Source organism: bacterium (assembly GCA_040754625.1).
GTDB lineage: Bacteria > JACRDZ01 > JAQUKH01 > JAQUKH01 > JAQUKH01 > JAQUKH01.
This window is the reverse complement of sequence record JBFMCF010000129.1, coordinates 1-24,680: the sequence shown is the minus strand read 5'-3', so window position 1 is coordinate 24,680 and position 24,680 is coordinate 1. Positions and strand designations below refer to the sequence as shown.

Below are 24,680 nucleotides of genomic sequence, written 5' to 3'. Positions count from 1 at the left end.
TTGCTGACGGAATAAAAGAAATATTTGCAAAGTATTCAGGCATAGTTTTCAATAAAACAGGCCAAACAAATAATTTGATTTATCAAACGGCTTTATTTTGACGCTGAAATTTTGGGGATACTTCTCCCACTTTATCCTTGACATAAATTGAAAAGAAAGGTTATAATTACTAATTTATATAAATAATAGGGAAGTGAAAAAACATGGCTAAAATCGATCTCCTGACAGCTGAAAGAGTAAAAAAAATAGAGAATTTAAAGGCATTGAATATTGATGCCTATCCGCATGATTTTAAAAAAACCGCGTCCAGCAAAGATATTTTTGATAAATATTCTTCCCTGAACCAGGGAGAGGAGAGTAAGGAGATATATAAAGCCGCGGGTAGGATAATTTCCTTCCGGAGCCACGGGAAGACCGTGTTTTTCAATATCAAAGACGAGAGCGGGCAGATACAGGTCTATTTAAAGCTTGATACTGAACCAAAAAAGGAATTTTCCAGGGCGCTGGATATCGGCGATTTTGTCGGTATAGAAGGCCCTGTTTTTAAAACCCACACGGGAGAAGTTACAATCTTTGCCAAAGAAGTTACATTTTTAGGTAAATCGTTAAGGCCTCTTCCTGAAAAATGGCATGGACTTAAGGACGTTGAATTAAGATACCGGCAGAGGTACCTGGACCTCCTGGTAAATGACGACGTTAAAAAAGTATTTTATTACCGTTCAAAGATAATCAAATCAATCAGGGATTTCCTGGAAAAAGAGGGTTTTTTGGAGGTTGAAACTCCGATGATGCAGCCTTTATGGGGCGGGGCCTCAGCCAGGCCTTTCGCCACGCATCATAACGCCCTGGATATGGATTTATATTTGCGGGTCGCGCCGGAACTTTATTTGAAGAGGCTCCTGGTCGGCGGTTTTGAAAAGGTGTATGAAATAAACCGGAATTTCAGGAACGAGGGGATATCCACGCGGCATAATCCGGAATTTACCATGATTGAAATATACCAGGCGTATGTTAATTATAAAAGTATGATGGAATTGTGCAGAGATTTAATTATAAATGTTTCAGAGAGTATATTTGGCGGGATGGAATTTGAAATGAACGGGAACAAAATAAATTTAACACCGCCCTGGAAATGCTTGACATTTGATGGGGCGTTATCCGGCATAGACAAAGATACTTATGAAAAAAAGGCCCTGCAGTTTAAATCGGAAGGGTATGACGGCAATAAATTAAAAAATAAAATATTTGAGGAATTAGTGGAACCCAATCTTGTCCAGCCGACTTTTATTACCGATTATCCTATAGAATTCAGCCCCCTGTCAAAGACCCGGGACGATAATCCCGCGATTGCCGAACGTTTTGAGCTTTTTATTGGCGGGCAGGAGCTGGGAAACGCTTATTCTGAGCAAAACGATCCGGTAGAACAGAGGAAAAAACTTGAGGAGCAGTTAAAAGAAAAAGATGAGGAGTCCCCAAAGGTTATTGATGAGGATTTTGTTCAGGCTTTGGAGTATGGGATGCCGCCGGCCGCCGGCCTTGGAATAGGTATCGACCGCCTGGTTATGACCCTTTGCAATTGTAATTCGATAAGGGATGTTATACTTTTTCCGCAGATGAAAAAGGAATTGTAGAATGTCTTTTGAATGGTTTGTCAGTTTTCGTTATTTAATAACTAAACGCCGCCAGGCATTTATCCCGGTAATAACCTTGATTTCCATTTTTGGCGTGGCAGTGGGTGTAATGGCCCTGATTACGGTTTTAGCCGTAATGAGCGGTTTTGAAAAAGACCTGACAGATAAAATTCTTGGAACAAACAGCCATATCGTAATTTACCAGCAGGGTGAAAAGGGATTACAGGATTACGAAAAAGTTCTGGACATGATAAAAGATGAAAAGAGGATTGTGTCCAGCGCGCCTTTTATTTATGGACAGAGTATCCTTCAGTCAAAAACCAATACGGTCGGTGTTATCATAAGAGGGGTTGAAGAAGAAAGGCCTGAAATTGTTGATTCGTTAGGGAAAAATATTAAGGAGGGCAAGCTGAACTTTGGAGAAAAAGGGATTATCCTGGGAAGTGAATTGGCCGTAAAACTCGGATTGTCTGTCGGGGACAAATTGATAGCGATTACGAAGGTAATAATGACCCCGATGGGTATGATGCCTCAGTCTAATGAATTTCAGGTAGTTGGTTTGTTCGAAACGGGAATGTATGAGTATGACGCGAGTCTGGCATATGTTTCTCTCAAAAGCGGGCAGAAACTTTACGGCCTCGAAAACAACGCTGTAACAGGGATTGAAACAAGAGTTTCTGATTTTAACAAGGCGGAAAAAATAAGCGAAGATTTGCGGGAAAAGCTGGGTTATCCTTACTGGGTCCGAAGCTGGGGTGACATGAACCGCAATTTTTTCTCTGCGCTTCGCCTGGAGAAAATTGTTATGATTATTATAATGACTTTATGCGTCCTGGTTGCGGCTTTTAACATAATAAGCACCTTGATTATGATAGTAATGGAAAAAACAAAAGATATCGGGGTCCTGAAATCGCTTGGCGCAAGTTCAGGAAATATCCGGTTTATTTTTATCCGGCTGGGTCTGATTATCGGCCTCACCGGGACACTTTTGGGGACTGCCGCGGGAATATTGCTTTCAAAATCATTGGATAATATTATTAAATTTATCGAGGAGACATTCGATATAGTACTAATACCCGCTGATGTTTATTATCTGGACAAACTTCCCACACACCTGGAAACGGGAGACGTCGCCTTTGTATCCATTATGGCAGTTTGTATATGTGTTATGGCCGCGTTATACCCGGCGCACCAGGCATCGAAACTTAATCCTGTGGAAGCGTTAAGATATGAGTGATATAATATTAAGAGTCAAAGATTTGGTAAAGTATTATTATGAGGGGGACAAAAAACTCAATGTGTTGAACGGGTTAAATCTGGAGGTAAAGGCCGGTGAAATAATAGGCGTTTCCGGGCCGTCAGGTTCCGGGAAAAGCACTTTATTGCATCTAATTGGCGCTCTTGACAAACCAAACAGCGGTGAACTCCATTTTGAAGGCAGGAATATAAATGATTTTTCGGAAAATACGAGGGCCAGGTGGCGGAACGAAAAAATCGGGTTTATATTCCAGTTTTATAATTTACTGCCGGAATTTACCGTCCTGGAAAATATATTTTTACCGGCATTAATTTATGAAAAAAAAACCGGCAGGAAAAATTTAGAGGAAAAAGCCTTTAATCTCCTGGAATCAGTGCATTTAGAACATAAAGCGAGAAGTAAACCCACTGAGCTTTCAGGGGGGGAACAACAGCGTGCCGCCATCGCGAGGGCGCTGGTAAACGGCCCTGAGTTGATTCTCGCGGATGAGCCGACAGGGAGCCTTGATAAAGAAAACAGTGATTATATTTTAAATTTGATTAAGGAATTAAATGAAACTAAAAGGAAAACGTTCATTATAGTAACCCATAATGAATCATTGGCTAAAAGGTTTAGCAGGTGGGTTCATTTGGCAGATGGGATTATCAGGGAGGAAATACATGCAGGAAACTAAGAAGATTTGGATGGATGGAGAATTCTATGACTGGAAGGACGCTAATGTCCATATTTTAACGCACACGCTCCATTACGGGCTTGGTGTTTTTGAAGGAATAAGGTGCTATTCCACAAAAAAAGGGACAGCGGTTTTCAGGCTGAAAGAGCATGTCCGGCGTCTTTTCGAATCGGCGCATATTATGGAGATGAAAATTCCTTTTAAAGAGGAAGAGATATTCAAGGCCATAGTTGATACCATAAAAATCAATGAATTGTCATCAGGGTATATCAGGCCGCTGGTTTATCTTGGTTACGGGCAAATGGGGCTTAATCCCAAAAATTCTCCGGTCAGGGCCGCGATTGCAGTATGGCCGTGGGGAAAATATCTGGGTGAAGGGCAGGACGGCATAAGGACCATGGTTTCTTCATATACAAGATTGCATAGTAATATTTTTATGACTAAGGCAAAGGTCTGCGGCGGTTATGTCAACTCAATATTGGCAAAGTGCGAGGCGTTAAACAACGGGTATGACGAGGCCATCCTTTTGGATCCCGAAGGTTTTGTCGCGGAAGGGACAGGTGAAAATGTGTTTATTATTAAAAATGGAAAATTAAAAACCCCGCCCATGGATAATTCATTGTGCGGAATTACCCGTGATACTATTTTTAAAATAACCGGCGGCAAGTATGAAATAGAGGAAAAACGTTTCAGCCGCGACGAGTTATATATCGCGGATGAAGTGTTTTTAACCGGGACGGCGGCAGAAATCACTGCCGTTAAGGAAGTTGACCACCGTAAGATAGGGCCAGGGAAAACAGGGCCCATTACAAAATTGATTGAAGAGCAGTTTTATAATATAGTTAACGGGAAAAATAAAAAGTTTGAGAACTGGCTGACATATGTTAAATAACCGTAAACCGGCTGCCTTTGTGAAGGGATAAAAACATGCTTTGCGAAAATTGCAAAAAAAAGGAAGCAAATATTCATTATACTGAGATTTTTAACAATAAAATCAAGGAAATGCATTTTTGTTCCGTATGCGCCGAAAAAAAAGGGATAGTAAATATTGACTTTACGGAAAAACAATTTAACATATCGTCGTTAGCAACAAGCTCTGTCCCTAATGAAAAAATATTATTAAAAACAGACGAAAACAATAAAACATGTAAATATTGCGGATTGTCATATGATATTTTCAGGGAGGAAGGGCGGCTGGGATGTTCAGGTTGTTACGAGTCGTTTTCAAAAGAATTAATCCCTTTAATCAGGCGCATTCACGGGCGGACACAGCATGTCGGGAAAATACCCGAATATAAAAAAGCGGAAACTTTCAGGCAGAAAGAACTTCTGGGTTTAAAACGAAAACTGAAAAAACTGGTGGTTGAGGAGAAATACGAAGAGGCCGCTGCCACGCGGGACGAGATAAATTTATTGGAAAAGGCTGAAAAATAACATGCAGATTATTCAGAAATTAATCGAAAGAACAAATAGTATATTAAATGAAACTAGTTTATTAAATAACATTGTTATCAGCTCCCGTATCCGTTTAGCGCGAAACATCGAAGGTATACCTTTTGCCTGTAATTCTGACGGGGATGACCGCAAAAAAATATTTTTACTCGCTAAAGACATATTTGAGTCAAAAGAGATTATTAAAGACGCGATTTTTATGGACCTTGGGGATTATACTCAAATCGAGAGGCTTTTGCTGGTCGAACGCCATTTAATGAGCCAGGAGCATTCGAGGGGCGGAGAAAATTATGGCGTGGTCATCAATGATATTGAAACAATCAGCGTTATGATTAATGAAGAAGACCATTTCAGGCTCCAGGCATTGCATTCCGGCCTGCAATTATATTCCACATGGAAAATAATCGATGCCGTGGATGAAAGACTAAGCAAAAATATAAATTACGCTTTTTCACCCCTGTTTGGATATTTAACATCCTGCCCGACAAATTTGGGGACCGGGTTAAGGGCATCTGTAATGCTGCACCTCCCTGCTTTAATTCTTACAAAACAGATCGATAAAATTATTTCATCTGTAAGCAAAATGGGGGTCATAATCCGGGGGTTGTATGGTGAAGGCAGCAAAGTACTGGGGGACTTGTTCCAGATTTCCAACCAGGGGGCCTTTGGTTTTAAAGAGGAAGATATTATTAAAAAGGTCGAAGAGATTGCCAAATATATTGTTGACTGTGAAAAAACAGCAAGGGAATATTTATTAAACGAATCAAGCCCCGCGGTAAAAGATAAAGTATGGCGGGCCTATGGGATTCTTAAACATTGCAGGACCATTTCATCATCTGAGGCATTGAGTTTATTGTCTTTTGTAAGATTAGGCGTGGATTTAAAAATTTTATCTAAAATTAATATGGATTTTGGCCTCATAAACCGTATGATGCTGTTAATCCAGCCGGGACACCTGCAAAATATGGAAAAGAAACGTTTGGATATTAAAAACCGTGATATATTGCGGGCTGATTTGATCAGAAAGATGCTGGAGTAGCCGCGGGAGACAAAAATATGTTTGATAAATTTACTGAACGGGCGAGAAAAGTGGTCATATTGGCCAGGGAAGAGGCCGGGAGGCTTAATCATGATTATATAGGTACTGAACATCTTCTTCTTGGGCTTATACGGGAAGGCCAGGGTGTCGGGGCAGTAATTTTGCAGAACCTGGGCGCCGATCTGGAAAATATTATTTTTATGATTGAAGAAATGGTAAAAACAGGCGGGGGGATACTGACCCTGGGAGAGATTCCATTTAGTTCGCGCGCAAAGAAGGTTCTGGAATTGGCTATCGAAGAAGCCCGCAGTTTTAATCATACTTATGTCGGGACAGAACATATTTTATTGGGGCTTATCAGAGAGGAAGAAAGCATAGCGGCAAAGGTGTTGGGCAAATTAGGAATCACCTTCCAGAAAGTGAGGGAGGAAATATTAAAACTGCTTAATGGAGGCCCGGCCTCCAATGTGAAACAGAAGGTAAAAAGCAAGACACCGGTCATTGACGAATTCTGCCGTGATCTGACAATGTTATCGCGTGAAAAAAAGCTTGACCCGGTTATCGGCCGCAAAAATGAGATAGACAGGGTCATCCAGATTTTAAGCCGCAGGATGAAAAATAACCCTATTTTAATCGGGGAAGCGGGTGTCGGAAAGACAGCGATTGTAGAAGGCCTGGCGCAGAGAATAGTAGAAAAAAATGTCCCGGAGATCTTGTTAAACAAACGTGTTTTAACATTGGATTTGCCGGGTATCGTGGCGGGTACGAAATACCGCGGGCAATTTGAAGAAAGAATGAAATCAATTATTAATGAGATACGCCACGCTAAAAATATTATTGTTTTTATTGATGAAATACACAGCCTGATAGGGGCCGGGGCGGCCGAGGGCGCTATTGACGCGTCAAATATGTTAAAACCGTCTCTCGCCAGGGGTGAGCTTCAATGTATAGGGGCGACAACATTAGATGAATATAGAAAATATATTGAAAAAGACGGCGCATTAGAACGGAGATTTCAATCTGTCCTGATTGAACCTACGAATATTGCCGAAACAATTGAAATCCTGAAAGGATTGCGTGAAAGATATGAAACTCATCATCATGTTAAAATCAGCAATGAAGCCATAATCGCCGCCGCGGAATTATCGGACAAATATGTTTCTGACAGGTTCCTGCCGGACAAGGCAATTGATCTTATTGATGAAGCAAGCGCGCGCGTTAAATTGCAGAAAATCAATTTACCGCCTGATTTGAAAGATTTTGAAAAGGAGATTAAATATATTCAAAAAGAAAAAGACAATGCCATAAAAGCGCAGGAATTTGAAAAGGCGGCAATGCTGAGGGATAAAGAATGGAGACAGAGGCAGAACATTGAAGAGAGAAAAAAGGAATGGTATGAGGCGCAAAAACAAAATGAACCGGAGATTACACCGGAAAATGTAGCGTATATTATTTCCCGCTGGACAGGTATTCCCGTGACAGAGCTTAAAGAAGAAGAAACTGCCAGGCTTCTGCGGATGGAAGATGAACTGAAAAAGAAAATTGCCGGGCAGGACGAGGCAATACATATTATATCACAATCTATTCGAAGGGCCCGGGCGGGGCTCAGGGACCCGAAAAGGCCCATTGGGTCATTTATTTTTCTGGGACCGAGCGGCGTGGGTAAAACGGAACTCGCGAAGGTGCTGGCGGATTTTTTATTCGGGAATGAAGACGCGCTGGTTCAAATCGATATGTCGGAATATATGGAAAAATTTGCCGTTTCACGCTTAATCGGGGCGCCGCCGGGATATGTCGGTTATGACGAAGGCGGCCAGTTAACTGAACGGATACGCCGCAAGCCTTACTCAGTCGTGCTTTTGGATGAAATAGAAAAGGCGCACCCTGATGTGTTTAACATACTTCTCCAGGTTCTGGAAGACGGGCACCTGACCGACAATCTTGGGCATACGGTAGATTTCAGGAACACGGTTTTGATAATGACTTCCAATGTGGGCGCGCGTGAAATTGAGAATAAGATGCAGAAAGTCGGTTTTAATAAAGATAATAAAACAAAAAATTATAATGATATGAAATATAAACTTATCCAGGAATTAAAAAAGACTTTTCGCCCTGAATTTTTGAACCGTGTTGATGAGGTCATTGTTTTTCGTTCCCTGGGGAAAAATGAATTGGAAAAGATAATAGACCTTATGATCAGCGATGTGCTGAAAAGGCTTGAAGAAAAAAAGATAAAATTGGTTCTTTCAGCGGAATCAAAAGGGTTTCTTATTAAAAAAGGATATGATGAAAATCTGGGGGCGCGCCCCCTGCGCCGCATTATCCAGCAATATATTGAAGACCTTTTGGCGGGTGAACTTCTAAAAGGCCAGATAAAAGAAGGAGATGTTGTTTTTCTTAAACAAAAAGATGAATCGATAATCTTTGAGAAAGCTTAATATGAAAGAGGCATTAAATAAATTTTTAAAGTTGGTCATGCTCAGCCTCTTTTTTTTAATTTCATTCAAATTAAAAAACAGGGCACAGGAAAACGGCTATTTCGGTAAAACCATAGTTGATATCACTGTTTCAGGGAATAAACTCGCGAGCAGCAGGAATATAATCCTGCATAAAATAAGGCTTACAAAAGGCGGTGAGTTTTCACAGGAAATTCTTAAAAGTGATTTTAAGAGATTATATGAAACAGGCCTTTTTAAAGATATAAAAATTGACCTCCAGGAAATGAAGGAAGGCATAAAATTAGTGTTTTATGTCGAAGAAAATACATTAATTGACGATATAAAATTCTCGGGAGATGACGAAATAAAAAGCAAGGAAATACAGGAGGTCCTTAGAGAACTCCCGGTAAAACAGCAATTAAAACGCGGCAAATCTTATAACCCGGAAAATCTGCCCTTTAACATTCAAAAAATAAAAGACTTGTATAAAGAAAAAGGGTTTTATTTCGCGGATGTTACGGCAAAAGAGACATATTCACATGATAATTCCTATGTAACCATTAAATTTAATATTGAAGAAGGCAGTCCCATACGGATTAGAAAAGTAAGCATATCAGGGAATACGGTTATCCCTGAAAATAAAATATTGAATAAATTGAAAACATGGGAAAGGTCATTCATCTTTTTTCATGACAGGGTTTTTAAAAAAGAGGATTTTGAAGAAGATTTAAAAAAGATTGTGGAATTATATGACATCGAAGGCCATGTTAAGGCAAAAATTAAAGATTATTCTGTTGATGAAAAAATAGAAAGCTATAAATGGAGAAGGTTTACAATAAAAAATACATGGCTGGATATTTATATTAATATTGAAGAAGGCGGTAAATACTATTTTGATAATGTGACTTTCAGCGGGAGGACAAAATTTCCTGAGAACAGGGAATCTGAATGGAAAAATATAATGATTGGGCGCATCTTTAAAAGAGAAGCCAGGAAAGGAGATGTTTTTAGCAATTTCAGGGTAAGGGAGATTATTGAAAATATCCGTTCCAGTTATTCAGAAATAGGTTATATCTATTGCCAGGTGAATCCCCGCCAGGTGTTTGATGAAGAAAAAAAGACGGTTTCCGTGCTTTTTGAGATTGAAGAAGGCATCCAGGTATTCCTGGAAAAAATAAAAATAAGCGGGAACAAGGTCACTAAAGACAAAGTCATCAGGCGGGAATTTGTTATAAACCCGGGGGATATCTTTAATGGAGTCAAGATAAGAAGGAGCGTGCAGAAAATATTCAATCTCGGATATTTTGAAGACATACAAATAGATACCCAGCCCACGTCTTTCATGGACAGGTTAAACCTTTTATTAAAAGTCAAAGAGAAATCCACAGGGAGGTTTATGGCGGGGGTCGGATATAGTTCCGTGGACAAATTAACAGGCAATGTTTCCATAAGTAAAACAAATCTTTTTGGAAACGGGCAGGAAATTGATTTAAGCTGGCAGATTGGGAAAATCTCTCAAAAGTATGAATTCAGTTTCACTGACCCATATGTCTTTGACACAAAAACTTTATTCGGGTTTGATTTGTTCAATACTGAAAGAGAAATCTACGGGGAAGAAGACATTGATTTTGACGGGAAGGCGGACGACATAGCTTATCTTTATAAGAAAAAAGGGTGGGCCATAAGGCTGGGCAGGCCAGTAAGCGATTATGTAAAAACAGGTTTAAGATACAATAATGAATCAGGACGTTACAGGAGGATAGGAAGTTATAATCTTCCGTCGGATGTTAATGAAGAAGATGTAAGCACCCGGAGCCTGGGATTGACTTTGACTTGTGATACAAGAGACAATTATTTTTTCCCGTCAAAAGGCTCTATTAATACGTGGTCGATAACTTACGCGGGCGGGCCTTTGGGCGGGACAAGCAATTTTGTGAAAAATACAGTAGAAACCAGATGGCATTTCAGGACATTTTATGATTTTGTCATGGTGTTGAGGGGCAGGGCCGGTTATGTTAACCGTTTTGACGGGTCGCTGGATGTGCCGAGAATTGAACGGTTTGATGTAGGGGGTGCGTATACGGTCAGGGGGTATGAGGAAAGAAGGATCGCCGACGGGAAAAAAACAATGCTTGTGTTAAATGCGGAATATATGTTCCCGTTGACCGACCAGCTCAGGGGCTTGATTTTTTATGATGCCGGCAACGCGTGGGATGAAACTAAAGACATTAAAATGTCAGAATTAAGAAAAGGCGCGGGCCTTGGGCTCCGTATTGAAACCCCTGTTTTCCCAATTATGCTTGATTACGGATGGGGCTTTGACGAAGGCGGGGAGCCCAGGGGCTTGTTTCATTTTAACCTCGGGCTGTTATTTTAAAATTGCTTAAATTCTTGCGGAAATAATAGAATTTTGATATACTATAAATTTTGAAATTGAAAATAAGGAGAAAATAGATGAAAAAACTAAAAGGTATTATATTATTATTTGGAATTATATATCTTTTACCTTATAAAATAAATGCCGCCCAGGTATTAAAAGTTGGCTTTGTCGATATCCAGAAGGCCCTTGAAGAGTGCAACGTGGGAAAAAAAGCAAAAGAAGAACTCCAGGGTATGGTTGATAAGAAACAGGTTGAAATAGATAAACTTAGCGCTGAGATTGAAAGCCTGCAAAAGGCACTGGAAGAGCAGGTCATGCTTAGCGCGGAAAAAAAGAAAGAAAAAGAGAATGTTATTAATGAGAAAATGGAGGTTTATCAAAAATTGGCTTTGTCCGCAAAGAAAGAAATATCAAAAAAGGAGTCCGAGCTTACAGAACCTCTTATAAAAAAAATAAGAAATATTATTGATAAAATTGGGCAGGAAAAAGGGTATAGTTTAGTATTGGAAAAAAATTATAGTTCTATACTTTATGGTTCGCAGGAAATAGATTTAACCGGTTTGGTCATAAAAGAATTAAACGAAATAAAATAATTTTTACAGGGATTATTTTGATGAAGTCAAAAGAGATCGCAAAAATTGTGGAAGGTGAATTGCAGGGCGACGGCGGCCTTAAGATAAAAGGTTTTGGGGGATTGGAAGACGCGGGTGAAAATGAGATCACTTTTATACAGGAGGAAAAGTATCTGCCTGTTCTGGAGAAGAGCTTATCCTGTTGTGTGCTCGCCCCTTTTAATTTAAAAAGTAGGATCCAAAAAAAGTGTGTAATCTATGTCCAGGACCCGTGCCTCTCGTTTATTTTTCTGATTAATAAATTAATCCCGGGAGAAAAATACCCCGCTTCCGTTCATCCAACCTGCGTACTTGGGAAAAATGTCAAAATCGGGCGGGATGTTTTTATCGGGCCGCATACAATTATCGGGGACGGGGCGGAAATAGGAGATGGATCGTTTATCGCGGGGCTGTGTTATATAGGGAATAATTCCAAAATCGGCGAGAAAGCCAAGATTTATTCTCACGTGGTTATATATGATAAAACATGTATCGGGAAAAGGGTTATCATACATTCGGGAGTTGTAATCGGGTCTGACGGGTTTGGTTATATACAAAGACACTGTAAACATATTAAAATACCGCACTTGGGTTTTGTGAATATAGAGGATGACGTAGAGATAGGCGCAAATACATCCATAGACAGAGGCAAGTTTAAAAATACAAATATAGGGAAAGGCACAAAAATTGATAATCTGGTGCATATAGGCCATAATGTTTCTATAGGTGAAAATTGTTTAATAGTGGCGCAGGCCGCGTTAGGCGGGAGCAGTAAAGTGGGCAAGGAAGTCATAATTGCCGGGCAGGTTGGAATTACCAATGGAATAGAAGTGGGAGACAGGACTATTATCGCGGCCCAGTCCGGTGTGACTAAATCTTTGCCTTCATCAGGCGTATTCTGGGGGACACCGGCAAGGCCGTTAAATGAGACGAAAGAACAATTGGTTTTATTAAACCAGCTGAAAGACATGAAAAAGAAAATTTCCAGCCTGGAAAAAAGGGCCAGTTTAACCGAAAAAAAGTAGCATGAAACAAAAGACATTAAAGAAAGAAATATATTTTTCAGGGACGGGGCTCCACACCGGCAATAAAATTACCATTAAAATTTTACCCGCCAGGGTGAATACCGGTATCCAATTTGTCCGGATAGACAAGTCAAAACATGAGATAATAAACGGAAATATTGACAGTGTGATTAATAGTAAAAGGGAAGTGACCCTGGGCCAGGACAAGACAACCATACATACAGTGGAGCACTTATTGGCGGCTTTCTCCGGCCTGGAAATAGATAATGCTTTTGTGGAGATGGACGCGGGTGAACCGCCTGTGGTAGACGGAAGTTCCAAGCCCTTTGTTGACCTGATAATGGATGTGGGGCTTGTGGAACAGGAAGAAAACAGGGGCTTCATTGTTATTGATGAACCGATATGGGCCGGTTTAGGCGACAGGTACCTTGTCGCGTTGCCGTCAAATGAAATGAAGATAAGTTTTACCATAGATTTTGACCATCCGATTTTAAAGACACAGTTCGCAAGTTTTCAAATAAATCCTGAAATATTTATAAATGATATTGCGCCGGCGCGGACCTTCGGGTTTTTGAAAGAGGTCCGGGAACTTCGGAAAAACGATTTGGCGCAGGGCGGCAGCCTTGAAAACGCGATAGTTATCGGGGAGACGGCCATACTTAATGAAAAATTACGCTTTGATAACGAATGTGTCCGTCATAAAATTTTAGATCTGATCGGGGATTTGTATCTTCTGGGAAAACCTGTTTTGTCCCACATTATTGCGATTAAGTCAGGCCATTCGTTAAATGTGGAATTAGTCCAGCAAATAGCTAAATTTCTCAATGATAATAAAAAAGTTCATTTAATATAAGGAGATTGGGCATGATGGAAATATCTGAAATTCAAAAAATACTGCCGCACAGGTATCCATTTTTATTGGTAGACCGGATTACCGAAATAAAAAGCGGGGAAAAAATCACGGGCATAAAAAATGTCACAATTAATGAAGAATTTTTTACCGGGCATTTTCCCGGCAGGCCTATTATGCCTGGGGTCCTGATTGTTGAAGCGATGGCCCAGGTTGGAGGGATCCTAATTTTAAAAGAAGCGCAGAAAAAAGGCGAGCTTGTGTATTTTATGGCCATTGATGCTGTCAAATTCCGTAAACCGGTAGTGCCCGGCGACCAGTTAAAATTTGAAGTAAATATTTTAAAGAAAAAAGGGCGTGTTTGTAAAATGAGGGGAGAGGCATTTGTAGACGGCAAATTAGTGGCTGAGGCGGAATTAATGGCCACTATAGGCTCTGAAAAGGGAGAAAATGATGAAAATTCATCAAACGGCGATAATTGATAAAAAGGCAAAACTGGGAAAGAATGTGGATATCGGGCCTTATGTGATAATAAAAGAAAATGTTGAAATTGGCGACAATACCGTAATTGATGCCCATGTGTATATCGAAGGGAAAGCAAAGATTGGAAGAAATTGCCATATATACGCCGGGGCGGTGATCGGGACTGCCCCCCAGGATGTGAGTTATAAAGGCGATCAGAGCAGTGTAATAATCGGCAATGATAACATTATCAGGGAGTATGTTACAATCCACAGGTCCAAGCACAAAGACGGTATAACGAGTATCGGGGATGAAAATTTTTTTATGGGGTCCGTGCATATCGCCCACGATTGTAAAATAGGGAATAAAGTTGTTATTGTTAATTACAGCGCCGCTACAGGACACGTTACAATTGAAGATAAGGCGTTTATTTCAGGGATGGTGGGGATTCACCAGTTTGTGCGTATCGGGGCAATGGCAATGATCGGCGGAATGTCAAAAGTCACACAGGATATTCCTCCGTATGTTATGGTAGACGGCCATCCGGCAAAACCTTACGGTTTAAACAAAGTGGGGCTTGTCCGAAATAAAATTTCACAGAATGTCCGGGCTGAATTAAAAAAAGCGTATAAGATTCTTTATGGCCAAAATACGGCAATTGATAAATCCATCGATATAATTAAAAAAGAACTCGATTTGTCGCTGCCGGAAATAAAACATTTTGTTGATTTTGTTGAATCTTCCAAGAGGGGTATTTGTAAATAGCGCTCTATTAAATAAAATTTTGATGAGTTTGCTGACAATGGAGTTGTGATTTTGATAATAATAAATAGCTATGAAGGAGATTTAATATGAGAGAATTACGGGCGGGTGTTATCGGGGCCGGGCATATGGGTGAATACCATGTGCGGGTCTATGCGGAGTTAATGGGAATTAAACTTGCCGCGGTGTGTGATATTAATAAAGAACGGGCGAATGAAGTGGCCAACCACTATAATACTATTGCTTATAATGACTACCGGCATTTATTCGGCAAGGTGGATTTTGTAAGCATCGCTGTCCCGACTTGTTTGCATTTCAAAATCGCGAAAGATTTTTTATCCGCGGGGATACCTGTTTTACTGGAAAAGCCGATGACGCGCACTATTGAGGAAGGCAAGGAATTATTTAATATCGCAAGGGGAAAAGGCGTGATTTTGCACATCGGCCATGTCGAGAGGTTTAACGCGGCTGTCCAGGAATTAAAAAATATAGTTGAAAACCCTATGCTTATAGAAACAAGAAGACTTGGACCGTATAATCCCAGGGTCAAAGACATAGGTGTTGTTATGGATTTAATGATTCATGATATTGATATTATTCTTAATCTCGTCAATTCCGAGGTCGAAAAAATCAATGTGACCGGGGCGTCTGTTTATTCAGAGCATGAAGATTTGGCCAACATCCAGATGATATTCAAGTCGGGGTGTATTGCCAATATCACGGCAAGCCGTGTTACTGAACATAAAATAAGAACGCTTGCCGTGACCCAAAAAGACGCCTATATTTTTCTTGACTATACCGACCAGGATTTGCACATTCACCGCCAGGCGGCAAGTGAATATATACTCACGAAAGAGGCGCTCAGGTATAAACAGGAATCTTTTATTGAACGTATATTTGTTCATAAAGATAATCCTTTAAAATTGGAGATATTGAATTTTATAAATAGTGTTATTAAAAAGAAAAAATCAAATTCTGAAATGGGGGATTTAAGGTCCCTGGCGATGGCGCTTGATGTTGTGGAGATGTTAAAAAAACAGAAGATGATTAAAAACGCTGGTAAATAAATATTACAAAAAGGAAATTTTTATTTTTGCCCGGGCTTTCTCTGCGCGGGCTTTTTTTAATGAAGACATGATTTTACAAGCGATAGCGAAGTTAAACCCCGCACCAAAAACCTTGAGATGTGCAGGTAAATGTTCTGCAAAAGTGTTTAATTTCTATCAATAGGATTTTATTTATTACTGGCTGAAAGTTTTGGTGCGGGGTTCAATTCGCACTATCATTTTTGTTCGTCCGCCTAAGGCGGACTTCATAAACGATGTGCTCATTGAAGGAGAAAAATTTGGAAAATAAAAAAATCGGTTTAATAGCCGGGAAAGGAAGAATCCCCGCTGTTTTGGCTCAATCAATGAAAAAAAACGGGCTGGAAATTACGGCAATAACAACTGATAAAGATGCTAACGCTGAATTGAAAGAATATACTGATAAGGTTTATAATTTTGCTCCCACACAAATAGGGAAGATCATCTCCAAACTCAAAGATGAGAAAATAAAAGAGGTGGTTATGGTCGGGAAAGTGGAAAAAGCCCTGCTCTATAAAAACCTCAGGTTTGATTTGCGTTCAATCAAGCTCTTAAGCAGACTTAAAGACCGCCAGGACGCGACAATACTCCTGGCGATAGTCGACGAATTAGCCGGTGAAGGCATAGAGGTGCTGCCGCAGACAAAATATTTATCTCATTTGCTTTTCCCTCCCGGGACCCTGACAAAAAGAAAACCAAATGAAAATGAAAAAGAGGACATTCTTTTTGGAATGCGGATAGTTGAAAAAATCGCGGAATCAGACATCAGCCAGACAGTTATTGTGAAAAATAAAGCAATTTTAGCCATAGAGGCGATAGAAGGAACAACCGAGGCGATAAGGCGGGGAATGTCAATGGCAAAAGACGCGGTTGTAATCAAGACCAGCAAAAAAAACCAGGACCATCGTTTTGATATTGCGACGGTTGGGACAGAAACTGTAAAAGTTATGATTGAAGGAAAGGCAGGCTGCCTGGCCATTAAGGCGGGGAGAACATTCCTGGTTGATAAAGAAGAAACAGTTAAAATGGCGGATAAAGCAGGAATATCAATAGTGGTAGCTGAGTAGGCAGGGATGGGAATAAGTGGTAATTATGACAAATAAAATCCTTATTGTTACCGGGGAGGCATCGGGTGATTTGCACGGCGGCTTATTAACCGGGGAATTAAAAAAACTAAATCCTGATTTGGAAATTTTTGCAGTCGGCAGCAAGAAGATGGAGGCGGAAGGCGCAAAAATAATATTTGAGTCGACCCAGCTTGCCATATTTGGTTTTACCGAGATATTTTCCCGCCTGAATTTAATTAAAAAAGCCTTTGATATAATTAAAAAATTTGTATATTCGGAACGGCCTTCTTTGGTTATTTTGATAGATTATCCCGGTTTCAATATCCGCCTTGCGCATTTTTTAAATAACCAGAGAATCCCGGTAGTTTATTACATCAGCCCGCAAATTTGGGCCTGGAACAGCGGGCGGATAAATGTTTTAAAAAAATTAATTAAAAAAATAATTGTAATTTTGCCGTTTGAAGAAGATATTTACAAAAAAGCCGGGATAAATGCCGAGTTTGTCGGCCATCCTCTCCTGGACCTGGTTAAACCCGGATTTTCAAAAGAGGAAATAATGAAAAAATTCGGGTTTAATGAAAATGCCCCTGTTATCGGGCTTTTACCGGGGAGCAGGCCGGAAGAAGTAAATAATTTATTGCCTGTTATGGCTGATGTCTGCAAAAGGTTGAAAAATAATATGCCCGCGATCCAATTTTTTATATGCTGGGCGAATAACCTTGACATAAAAGTAATAGAAAAAAACCTGAAAAAAGCGGACTTTCCCGTTTCGATAATATGCGGGTGGAATTACGAACTAATATCCGTATCCGATATTGTGATGGTCGCTTCAGGTACCGCGACATTAGAAACGGCTATTTTGAAAACACCTATGGTAATTTTGGGAAAAATAAGCTTTTTTTCATCTATTCTCGCGAGGATTCTAATTAAAATACCGTATCTGGGGCTGCCTAATATCCTGGCGGGGAAAATGATTGTGCCCGAATTTCTCCAGGGAAACGCGAGGGCGGGAAAAATTTATCCGGCCGTGTGGGAATTAATTCAAAACAAAAATAAACATGAAGAAATGAAAGAAAATTTGATTTCCATATATAAAAAATTAGGAGACCCCGGTGCGGCAAAACGGGCGGCTTTATCTATTCTAAAGGAATTAAAATAAATGTCAAATTTAAAGAAGCTTTATAATTATATTGCTCCTCACTGGCGCAAAGTCTTAATTGCGTTTGTTTTTATGTCAGGTCACGCGGTCTTTAACACGCTGCAATTCTGGATTTTTAAGAAAATTATAGATGAAAGCTTTATCGCCAAAAATCTTGAAATCCTGCCGTATATTATTTTATCAGCCTTTTTAGTGATATTTTTGAAAATAGTTTCACAGTATACGCATGAATACCTGATGTCGTACGTGGGGCATAGTGTTATCCGCGATATACGGGATGAAGTTTACAAGCATCTCCATACTATGTCATTAAGTTTTTATAACAAAAAAAGAACAGGCGATTTGATGTCCCACCTGATTAATGATATTTCAACTATTCAAAACACAATTACAATTCTTTTTTCGGATATTATTCTCCAGCCGCTGGTAGTTCTCGGATTGGGAAGTTATATTTTCTATCTCCACTGGAAACTGGCGTTTCTCTGTGTGATAATTTATCCTTTGGCAATCTGGCCGGTTGTTGAATACAGCAGGAAACTCAGGCGCATAAATACGGGTGTCCAGGAAAAACTGTCCGATATTACCGCTTTATTGCAGGAGGTATTTTCAAGTATAAGTATCGTAAAAGCGTTTTCAATGGAAGATTATGAAATCAAGAAGTTTAAAGATGAAAATATGAGTTTTTTCAGGCTTATTATGAAAACAATAAAAATAAACATTGCTATACCTTCTTTAATGGAATTATTCGGTTCAATCGGGTTCGGATTCGCGATTTATTATGGAGCTAATCAAATATTCAGCGGCAAGTTATCCCCCGGGGATTTTATAAGCTTTATAGCGGCGGTTATTGCCTTTTACCGCCCTGTTAAAAGTTTAACGCAGGTCAACAATAACATCCAGCAGGCTGAGGCGGCCGGTTCCCGGATATTCTCTCTTCTTGATATTAAACCGCAAATTATTGAAAAAGACGGCGCAGTGGATTTATCCCCGGTCAAACATAATATAAAATATGAAAATATTAATTTTTCTTATGAAAATAGAGAAAAAGTCCTGACGGACATAAATTTTGATGTTAAAGCCGGGCAAATGGTTGCGCTTGTTGGCGCAAGCGGGGCAGGCAAAACAACATTCGTGAACCTTTTAATGCGTTTTTATGACCCTGATTCGGGACGTATTACTATTGACGGGGCGGACATCAGGGATGTAAAGATTAAATCCCTGCGCGACCAGATTGGTATTGTAACGCAGGAAACCATTCTTTTTTATGATACTGTAAGAAATAATATTGCCTACGGGCACCAGGAAGCTGAAATGAAATCGGTTATTGAAGCGGCAAAACGCGCGAACGCACATGATTTCATTGAACAACTTCCAAAAAAATATGAAACGGTCATCGGGGAACGCGGGGTCCAGTTGTCAGGCGGGCAGAGGCAGAGACTGGCGATTGCGCGGGCGGTCCTTAAAAATCCACCGATTTTAATTCTCGATGAAGCCACATCGTCTCTTGATACTGAATCTGAACGCCTCGTGCAGTCAGCTTTGAAAAATTTAATGGAAAACAGGACAACTTTCGCGATCGCGCACAGGTTATCGACAATAATCAGCGCTGATTGTATAATTGTTATGGAAAAGGGCAGGATTATTGACAGCGGCAGGCATGAAGATTTAATACAAAAATGCGGTTTGTATAAACATCTGTATGAAATACAGTTTAAAGACTTGACTTGAAATGAGAAAAACAATAAAAAGGTTTTATCGAAAAATTCTGCTTTTTATCAGTCCTGTCTTAGGTTCCTTATTTGTAAAATTTGTCGGCTGGACGACCAGGATCGATTTTGTCCACCGGCATTATGAAGAAGAATTAAAAAAAAATAAAAACGGGATAATCTACACCTTCTGGCATAACAGGATATTTTTTACATGTTACTTTTACCGTAACCGCGGAATAAGGGTTTTAGTCAGCCCAAGCAGGGACGGGGAATATACAACCAGGATAATCGAGGCCCTGGGTTATAAAACAATACGGGGTTCGAGTTTTTATTCGGGCAGGAAGGCGCTAAACCAGATGATTGAGGCGGTAAAAGAAGGTCATGATACCGGTTTTACGCCTGACGGCCCGCGGGGACCGAAATATAAAGTCCAGCCCGGAGTGCTTCTGCTGGCCCGGAAAACAGGCGCCGCGATTTTACCGCTTGCTTATGATGTAAAGAAGAAAAAAGTTTTTAAAAGCTGGGATAATTTTATCCTGCCCCTCCCGTTTAATAAGGCAGTATTTGTGTACGGCAGGCCGGTGTTTGTGCCTGGGAACGCCCGCGGTGAAGAAATCAGGGATGTCCAGGTAAAACTCAATCAGGGACTTGATGAAATTGTTGAAGAGGCAGAGAGGTATTTTAAATCCTGATGTTGCATACCTCTCATAATTATTTTATAATAACATCAATAAAATTGTATATTAAATGGTTGGAATTTAGATTAAGAGTTATGGTGATGATTAAAATCTTATTTTGCAGGTGTTGAATGTTTTTAGAACAAATAGTAGTAGGCCCTTTAGAAGTTAATTGCTATATTTTCGGGGATGATAAAACCAAAGAGGTTGTTGTGATTGACCCGGGCGGGAATGCTGTTGAAATAATTGAAATTATTAAAAATAATTCATTAATAATTTCGGCAATCATTAATACCCACGGCCATATTGACCACACGTTTGACAATAAAGCGTTAAAGGAATATTCAAAAAGCCCCCTTTTAATACATGAAGAGGACGGTAAAATGCTCGTTTCGAGGTTTCACAATTTATCCGATTTTTTAGGATATGAAATCAGCGCGATTTCGCCTGACGCATATTTAAAAGATAAAGAGGTTGTCAGAGCTGGTTCGCTTGAATTAAAAGTAATCCATACGCCCGGCCATACACCCGGCAGTATATCTCTGAAATGTAAAAATATAATATTTACAGGAGATACGCTTTTCGCCGGTGGTATCGGCAGGACAGATTTGCCCGGCGGTTCGGAAAAGGAGATTTATTCATCCATAAAAAACAAGCTCTTTCTTTATCCTGATGATACAATAATCTATCCCGGCCACGGCCCATCTTCAACAATCGGAAAAGAAAAAAAATATAATCCATTTCTGAAAAATCTATAATCCTGAATTAATATAGGGGACTTTTATGAAACCAAGAGGTCAGTTAATGATTGAACACAGGCTTATTGAAAAAATGATTGAAATCATTAAAAAAAAATCGGCAAAAATAAAGGGAAAAAGGGATATAAACCCGGCTTTTATCGATACTGCGGTTGATTTTATACGGGTTTACGCTGATAAGACTCATCATGGGAAAGAAGAAGATATATTATTTCGTGACTGCGCTAAAAAAAATATGTCTGAAACTGACACGAAGATTATGAATGAGCTTATTGAGGAACATAAATTCGGTAGAAAAACCGTGAGTGAATTGGTAAAGGCAAAAGAAAATTACATAAAAGGAGAAGACACGTCAAAAATAATATCGGAAAAATTGGATATTTTAGTAGAATTTTATCCCAGGCATATCAAAAAAGAAGATAATATATTTTTTCCTGAATCCGAGAAATATTTTTCAGCGGAAGAACTTCAGGCAATGCTGAAAGAATTCTGGGAATTTGACAGGGTTATGATACATGAAAAATATAAAATAGTGGTTGAACAATTAAAAAAGGAAGGTTGATTATTAACTCCGGCAGGGCACTGCCGTTAAAAATTACCGCGATGGATTATTAAATTTAAAACCCATGTTATTACGTGGGTTTTTTTGTTATAATATATTAATTATGAATAATGAAAAAATTATAATCAAAGGCGCGAAAGAGCACAATCTCAAAAATATCGACCTTGAAATTCCAAGGAACAAATTTACTGTTATTACGGGTCTGAGCGGTTCGGGGAAATCCTCACTCGCGTTTGACACGATATACGCTGAAGGGAGAAGAAGATACATGGAGTCGCTTTCCGCATACGCGCGCCAGTTTTTGGGGCAGATTGAAAAGCCCGATGTTGAATATATCGAGGGGCTTTCGCCCGCGATCGCCATAGAACAGAAAACAATCAGCAAAAATCCGCGTTCAACCGTGGGAACAATAACCGAGATTTATGATTATTTCAGGTTGTTATACAGCAGGATAGGCGTGCCGTACTGTTATAAATGCGGGAAAAAGATTGAAAGGCAGACCGCGCAGGAAATAGTTGAAAGGATTTTATGTTTTAAGGAAGAAACAAAGATTGAAATCCTGTCCCCGGTCATAAGGGGCCAGAAAGGCGAATACAAGAAATTATTCCAGCAGTTGGAGAAAGAAGGTTTTGTCCGTGTCCGTGTGGATGGAAATGTATATGATGTTTCTGAAGAAATAAAGATGGACAAGAACAAGAAGCATAATGTGGAAGTAATTGTTGACCGTCTCGCGGTCAACCAGGGGGGGCAAAAAAGATTGACCGATTCCATCGAAACAGCTTTAAAACTTGGCCAGGGATTGGTTTTGATAGTTAATGACGGGAAGGAAAAAATCTTCAGCGAAAGTTATTCATGCAGTAAATGCGGGACGGGCTTGGCGGAATTAACTCCAAGGATGTTCTCATTTAACAGCCCGTTTGGCGCGTGCCTTGTATGCTCCGGACTTGGGACGAAAATGGAGCTGAATCCCGATTTGGTAGTTCCGGACAGCGGCCTCTCGATTAACGAAGGGGCCATTGAGCCGTGGGGAAACGAAACCGCGCGTTACTACCAGCAGATGATATCAAGTTTAAGCAGGCATTACAATTTTAGTTTGGACACACCATGGTCAAAACTGGACAACAGAATAAAGAATATAATTCTTTACGGTACAGGCGATGAAAGGATCAGATTTGAATACCGCGGGGCTTCCAGTTTTTTTGAACACAGCGGCAGGTTTGAAGGGGTAATACGAAACCTCGAAAGAAGGTTCAAAGAAACAAAATCCGAATATATAAGGGAGTGGATTTCCGGGTATATGTCAAGCCATAATTGCCCGTCCTGCAGAGGTGAGCGGTTAAAACCTGAAAGCCTGTCGGTAAAAATTGAAAAAATGAACATAATTGAATTGACATCATGTTCCATAAAAGACTTAATAAAGTTCTTTAACAACGTTTCGCTTTCTCAAAGGGATAAATTTGTGGCAGAAAGGATATTAAAAGAGATAAAAGCAAGGTTAATGTTTTTATCGAATGTCGGGCTGGATTATCTTACTCTGGGACGGAACGCCGGAACGCTTTCCGGCGGGGAGGCTCAAAGGATCAGGTTAGCCACACAAATAGGTTCCGGTCTTGTCGGGGTGCTTTATGTCCTGGATGAGCCGAGTATCGGGCTCCATGCGAGGGATAACAGCAGGCTGATCGAATCCCTGATCAGGTTAAGGAATTTAGGCAATACCCTGATTGTTGTTGAACATGACGAACAAACAATCAGGACCGCGGACTATGTTGTTGACCTTGGACCGGGGGCGGGCATTAACGGCGGGGAGGTTATAACAGCCGGGACAATTGACAATGTTCTGGAATGCGCAAATTCCTTAACAGGCAAATATTTGAGAGGTGAAAAGAAGATAGAAATTCCTCCAAAAAGAAGGAAAGGAAATGGGAAATATCTGATATTTAAAAACATTAAACATAATAACTTAAAGAACATCGATGTGGAAATTCCTTTAGGTATGCTGGTGTGCGTCACGGGTGTTTCCGGTTCAGGTAAAAGCAGTTTAGTGGAGGAAACGATTTATCCCGCGCTTTCATCGTATTATTACCATTCGTCAAAAAAGTTTGAAAATGTTAAAGAAATAACGGGATTGGTAAACATTGATAAAGTAATTGACATAGACCAATCTCCTATCGGACGCACTCCGCGGTCAAACCCCGCGACCTACACAGGATTATTTACCCCTGTCCGGGATTTATTTTCTCTTCTGCCCGACGCGAAAGCAAGGGGATATAAAGCAGGCAGGTTTAGTTTTAACGTCAAAGGCGGCCGCTGTGAGGCATGCGAGGGTGACGGGATTATACGAATTGGAATGTATTTTTTACCGGATGTTTATGTCCCCTGCGAGGTTTGCCGCGGGAAAAGGTATAATAAGGAAACACTGGAAGTCCGGTACAAAGGCAAAAACATCTATGAGGTTTTGGAAATGAGTGTTGATGAGGCGTTGAAATTTTTTGAAAATATACCGCCTGTAAAAAGAATACTGCAAACGCTTTATGATGTGGGGCTTGGATATATTAAATTGGGCCAGTCCGCCACGACACTTTCAGGCGGCGAGGCGCAGAGGATAAAACTATCAGGAGAACTTTCGAAAAGGGCGACTGGCAAAACACTTTACCTCCTGGATGAGCCTACCACAGGCCTTCATTTTGACGATGTTAAGAAATTACTTGAAGTATTAAACAGGCTTGTTGATGCCGGTAATACGGTTTTGTTAATAGAACATAACCTTGATGTTATTAAAACGGCGGATTATATTATTGACCTTGGGCCGGAGGGCGGGGATGAGGGCGGGTATATTGTCGCGGAAGGGACGCCTGAAGAAATCATGAAAGTAAAAAATTCATACACAGGCCGGTCATTAAAAGAAATATTGTAAAGTATCAGAGAGGTATCGAGGTGCCAGAGTAACAGGAGGACGTAACCGGTCAGTTACCGGTGGTTTTGTAGCCGCAGGCTTTAGCCTGCGTAAACATTAACTGATAATTTTATTCAAATTAAAATCAAGCGAACCAGAAAAAGAATAATCTTTCCAGTCGGTAACAAG

21 protein-coding genes are annotated in these 24,680 nt (G+C 40.1%); all 21 read left to right on the top strand.

Translation table 11 applies throughout. The annotated features are described in order from the left end of the window. Positions 1–203 precede the first annotated feature (203 nt). The 21 genes from lysS (at position 204) to uvrA (ending at position 24,512) form a co-directional block, all read left to right on the top strand. Positions 204–1,631 (top strand): lysine--tRNA ligase, encoded by a 1,428-nt coding sequence (gene lysS / locus AB1498_12740; protein ID MEW6089159.1) that lies wholly within the window; start codon positions 204–206, stop codon positions 1,629–1,631. A 1-nt stretch (position 1,632) separates the two neighbouring features. Then, complete coding sequence (locus AB1498_12735) at positions 1,633–2,868, top strand: lipoprotein-releasing ABC transporter permease subunit (GenBank protein MEW6089158.1); 1,236 nt, start codon at positions 1,633–1,635, stop codon at positions 2,866–2,868. Further along, positions 2,861–3,562 (top strand): ABC transporter ATP-binding protein, encoded by a 702-nt coding sequence (locus tag AB1498_12730; protein MEW6089157.1) that lies wholly within the window; start codon positions 2,861–2,863, stop codon positions 3,560–3,562. The genes AB1498_12735 and AB1498_12730 overlap by 8 nt, the downstream gene beginning before the upstream one ends. After that, positions 3,549–4,454, top strand: coding sequence for a branched-chain amino acid transaminase (locus AB1498_12725; GenBank protein ID MEW6089156.1), 906 nt, complete (start codon positions 3,549–3,551; stop codon positions 4,452–4,454). The genes AB1498_12730 and AB1498_12725 overlap by 14 nt, the downstream gene beginning before the upstream one ends. Before the next feature lie 35 nt (positions 4,455–4,489). After that, positions 4,490–4,996: a hypothetical protein gene (locus AB1498_12720; GenBank protein ID MEW6089155.1), complete on the top strand. Its 507-nt coding sequence runs from the start codon at positions 4,490–4,492 to the stop codon at positions 4,994–4,996. Between the two features lies 1 nt (position 4,997). Next, on the top strand, positions 4,998–6,053 hold the full coding sequence (locus AB1498_12715) for a protein arginine kinase (protein ID MEW6089154.1): 1,056 nt from the start codon (positions 4,998–5,000) through the stop codon (positions 6,051–6,053). Positions 6,054–6,070: 17 nt separating this feature from the next. Further along, positions 6,071–8,491 (top strand): ATP-dependent Clp protease ATP-binding subunit, encoded by a 2,421-nt coding sequence (locus tag AB1498_12710; protein ID MEW6089153.1) that lies wholly within the window; start codon positions 6,071–6,073, stop codon positions 8,489–8,491. A gap of 1 nt (position 8,492) precedes the next feature. Continuing rightward, on the top strand, positions 8,493–10,868 hold the full coding sequence (gene bamA / locus AB1498_12705) for an outer membrane protein assembly factor BamA (protein MEW6089152.1): 2,376 nt from the start codon (positions 8,493–8,495) through the stop codon (positions 10,866–10,868). A gap of 77 nt (positions 10,869–10,945) precedes the next feature. Then, entirely contained in the window at positions 10,946–11,464 is a 519-nt protein-coding gene (locus AB1498_12700) for an OmpH family outer membrane protein (protein MEW6089151.1), read from the top strand. A gap of 20 nt (positions 11,465–11,484) precedes the next feature. Further along, the gene (lpxD, locus tag AB1498_12695; protein ID MEW6089150.1) at positions 11,485–12,507 is read left to right on the top strand and encodes a UDP-3-O-(3-hydroxymyristoyl)glucosamine N-acyltransferase; all 1,023 of its coding nucleotides are present in this window, start codon (positions 11,485–11,487) and stop codon (positions 12,505–12,507) included. A gap of 1 nt (position 12,508) precedes the next feature. Beyond that, positions 12,509–13,360: a UDP-3-O-acyl-N-acetylglucosamine deacetylase gene (lpxC, locus tag AB1498_12690; GenBank protein ID MEW6089149.1), complete on the top strand. Its 852-nt coding sequence runs from the start codon at positions 12,509–12,511 to the stop codon at positions 13,358–13,360. A gap of 11 nt (positions 13,361–13,371) precedes the next feature. Further along, on the top strand, positions 13,372–13,839 hold the full coding sequence (gene fabZ, locus AB1498_12685) for a 3-hydroxyacyl-ACP dehydratase FabZ (protein MEW6089148.1): 468 nt from the start codon (positions 13,372–13,374) through the stop codon (positions 13,837–13,839). Beyond that, a complete protein-coding gene (lpxA, locus tag AB1498_12680) occupies positions 13,811–14,584 on the top strand; it encodes an acyl-ACP--UDP-N-acetylglucosamine O-acyltransferase (GenBank protein MEW6089147.1) in 774 nt (257 codons plus the stop codon). Before fabZ ends, lpxA begins: the two co-directional genes overlap by 29 nt. A gap of 86 nt (positions 14,585–14,670) precedes the next feature. After that, positions 14,671–15,648 (top strand): Gfo/Idh/MocA family oxidoreductase, encoded by a 978-nt coding sequence (locus tag AB1498_12675; GenBank protein ID MEW6089146.1) that lies wholly within the window; start codon positions 14,671–14,673, stop codon positions 15,646–15,648. A 278-nt stretch (positions 15,649–15,926) separates the two neighbouring features. After that, positions 15,927–16,733, top strand: coding sequence for a UDP-2,3-diacylglucosamine diphosphatase LpxI (lpxI, locus tag AB1498_12670; protein MEW6089145.1), 807 nt, complete (start codon positions 15,927–15,929; stop codon positions 16,731–16,733). 25 nt (positions 16,734–16,758) lie between these two features. Then, on the top strand, positions 16,759–17,892 hold the full coding sequence (lpxB, locus tag AB1498_12665; protein MEW6089144.1) for a lipid-A-disaccharide synthase: 1,134 nt from the start codon (positions 16,759–16,761) through the stop codon (positions 17,890–17,892). After that, on the top strand, positions 17,893–19,620 hold the full coding sequence (locus AB1498_12660) for an ABC transporter ATP-binding protein (GenBank protein ID MEW6089143.1): 1,728 nt from the start codon (positions 17,893–17,895) through the stop codon (positions 19,618–19,620). A gap of 1 nt (position 19,621) precedes the next feature. Beyond that, entirely contained in the window at positions 19,622–20,293 is a 672-nt protein-coding gene (locus tag AB1498_12655) for a lysophospholipid acyltransferase family protein (protein ID MEW6089142.1), read from the top strand. Positions 20,294–20,409: 116 nt separating this feature from the next. After that, on the top strand, positions 20,410–21,036 hold the full coding sequence (locus AB1498_12650; GenBank protein ID MEW6089141.1) for an MBL fold metallo-hydrolase: 627 nt from the start codon (positions 20,410–20,412) through the stop codon (positions 21,034–21,036). A 25-nt stretch (positions 21,037–21,061) separates the two neighbouring features. Then, entirely contained in the window at positions 21,062–21,598 is a 537-nt protein-coding gene (locus AB1498_12645; GenBank protein MEW6089140.1) for a hemerythrin domain-containing protein, read from the top strand. 103 nt (positions 21,599–21,701) lie between these two features. Beyond that, positions 21,702–24,512, top strand: a complete 2,811-nt coding sequence (gene uvrA / locus AB1498_12640; protein ID MEW6089139.1) for an excinuclease ABC subunit UvrA — start codon at positions 21,702–21,704, stop codon at positions 24,510–24,512. Positions 24,513–24,680 lie beyond the last annotated feature (168 nt).

What these genes read in the sequence shown, in the direction of transcription:
- lysS (MEW6089159.1), top strand. Translation starts at nt 204, where the DNA reads ATGGCTAAAATCGATCTCCTGACAGCTGAAAGAGTAAAAAAAATAGAG.
- AB1498_12735 (MEW6089158.1), top strand. Translation starts at nt 1,633, where the DNA reads ATGTCTTTTGAATGGTTTGTCAGTTTTCGTTATTTAATAACTAAACGC.
- AB1498_12730 (MEW6089157.1), top strand. Translation starts at nt 2,861, where the DNA reads ATGAGTGATATAATATTAAGAGTCAAAGATTTGGTAAAGTATTATTAT.
- AB1498_12725 (MEW6089156.1), top strand. Translation starts at nt 3,549, where the DNA reads ATGCAGGAAACTAAGAAGATTTGGATGGATGGAGAATTCTATGACTGG.
- AB1498_12720 (MEW6089155.1), top strand. Translation starts at nt 4,490, where the DNA reads ATGCTTTGCGAAAATTGCAAAAAAAAGGAAGCAAATATTCATTATACT.
- AB1498_12715 (MEW6089154.1), top strand. Translation starts at nt 4,998, where the DNA reads ATGCAGATTATTCAGAAATTAATCGAAAGAACAAATAGTATATTAAAT.
- AB1498_12710 (MEW6089153.1), top strand. Translation starts at nt 6,071, where the DNA reads ATGTTTGATAAATTTACTGAACGGGCGAGAAAAGTGGTCATATTGGCC.
- bamA (MEW6089152.1), top strand. Translation starts at nt 8,493, where the DNA reads ATGAAAGAGGCATTAAATAAATTTTTAAAGTTGGTCATGCTCAGCCTC.
- AB1498_12700 (MEW6089151.1), top strand. Translation starts at nt 10,946, where the DNA reads ATGAAAAAACTAAAAGGTATTATATTATTATTTGGAATTATATATCTT.
- lpxD (MEW6089150.1), top strand. Translation starts at nt 11,485, where the DNA reads ATGAAGTCAAAAGAGATCGCAAAAATTGTGGAAGGTGAATTGCAGGGC.
- lpxC (MEW6089149.1), top strand. Translation starts at nt 12,509, where the DNA reads ATGAAACAAAAGACATTAAAGAAAGAAATATATTTTTCAGGGACGGGG.
- fabZ (MEW6089148.1), top strand. Translation starts at nt 13,372, where the DNA reads ATGATGGAAATATCTGAAATTCAAAAAATACTGCCGCACAGGTATCCA.
- lpxA (MEW6089147.1), top strand. Translation starts at nt 13,811, where the DNA reads ATGAAAATTCATCAAACGGCGATAATTGATAAAAAGGCAAAACTGGGA.
- AB1498_12675 (MEW6089146.1), top strand. Translation starts at nt 14,671, where the DNA reads ATGAGAGAATTACGGGCGGGTGTTATCGGGGCCGGGCATATGGGTGAA.
- lpxB (MEW6089144.1), top strand. Translation starts at nt 16,759, where the DNA reads ATGACAAATAAAATCCTTATTGTTACCGGGGAGGCATCGGGTGATTTG.
- AB1498_12660 (MEW6089143.1), top strand. Translation starts at nt 17,893, where the DNA reads ATGTCAAATTTAAAGAAGCTTTATAATTATATTGCTCCTCACTGGCGC.
- AB1498_12655 (MEW6089142.1), top strand. Translation starts at nt 19,622, where the DNA reads ATGAGAAAAACAATAAAAAGGTTTTATCGAAAAATTCTGCTTTTTATC.
- AB1498_12650 (MEW6089141.1), top strand. Translation starts at nt 20,410, where the DNA reads ATGTTTTTAGAACAAATAGTAGTAGGCCCTTTAGAAGTTAATTGCTAT.
- AB1498_12645 (MEW6089140.1), top strand. Translation starts at nt 21,062, where the DNA reads ATGAAACCAAGAGGTCAGTTAATGATTGAACACAGGCTTATTGAAAAA.
- uvrA (MEW6089139.1), top strand. Translation starts at nt 21,702, where the DNA reads ATGAATAATGAAAAAATTATAATCAAAGGCGCGAAAGAGCACAATCTC.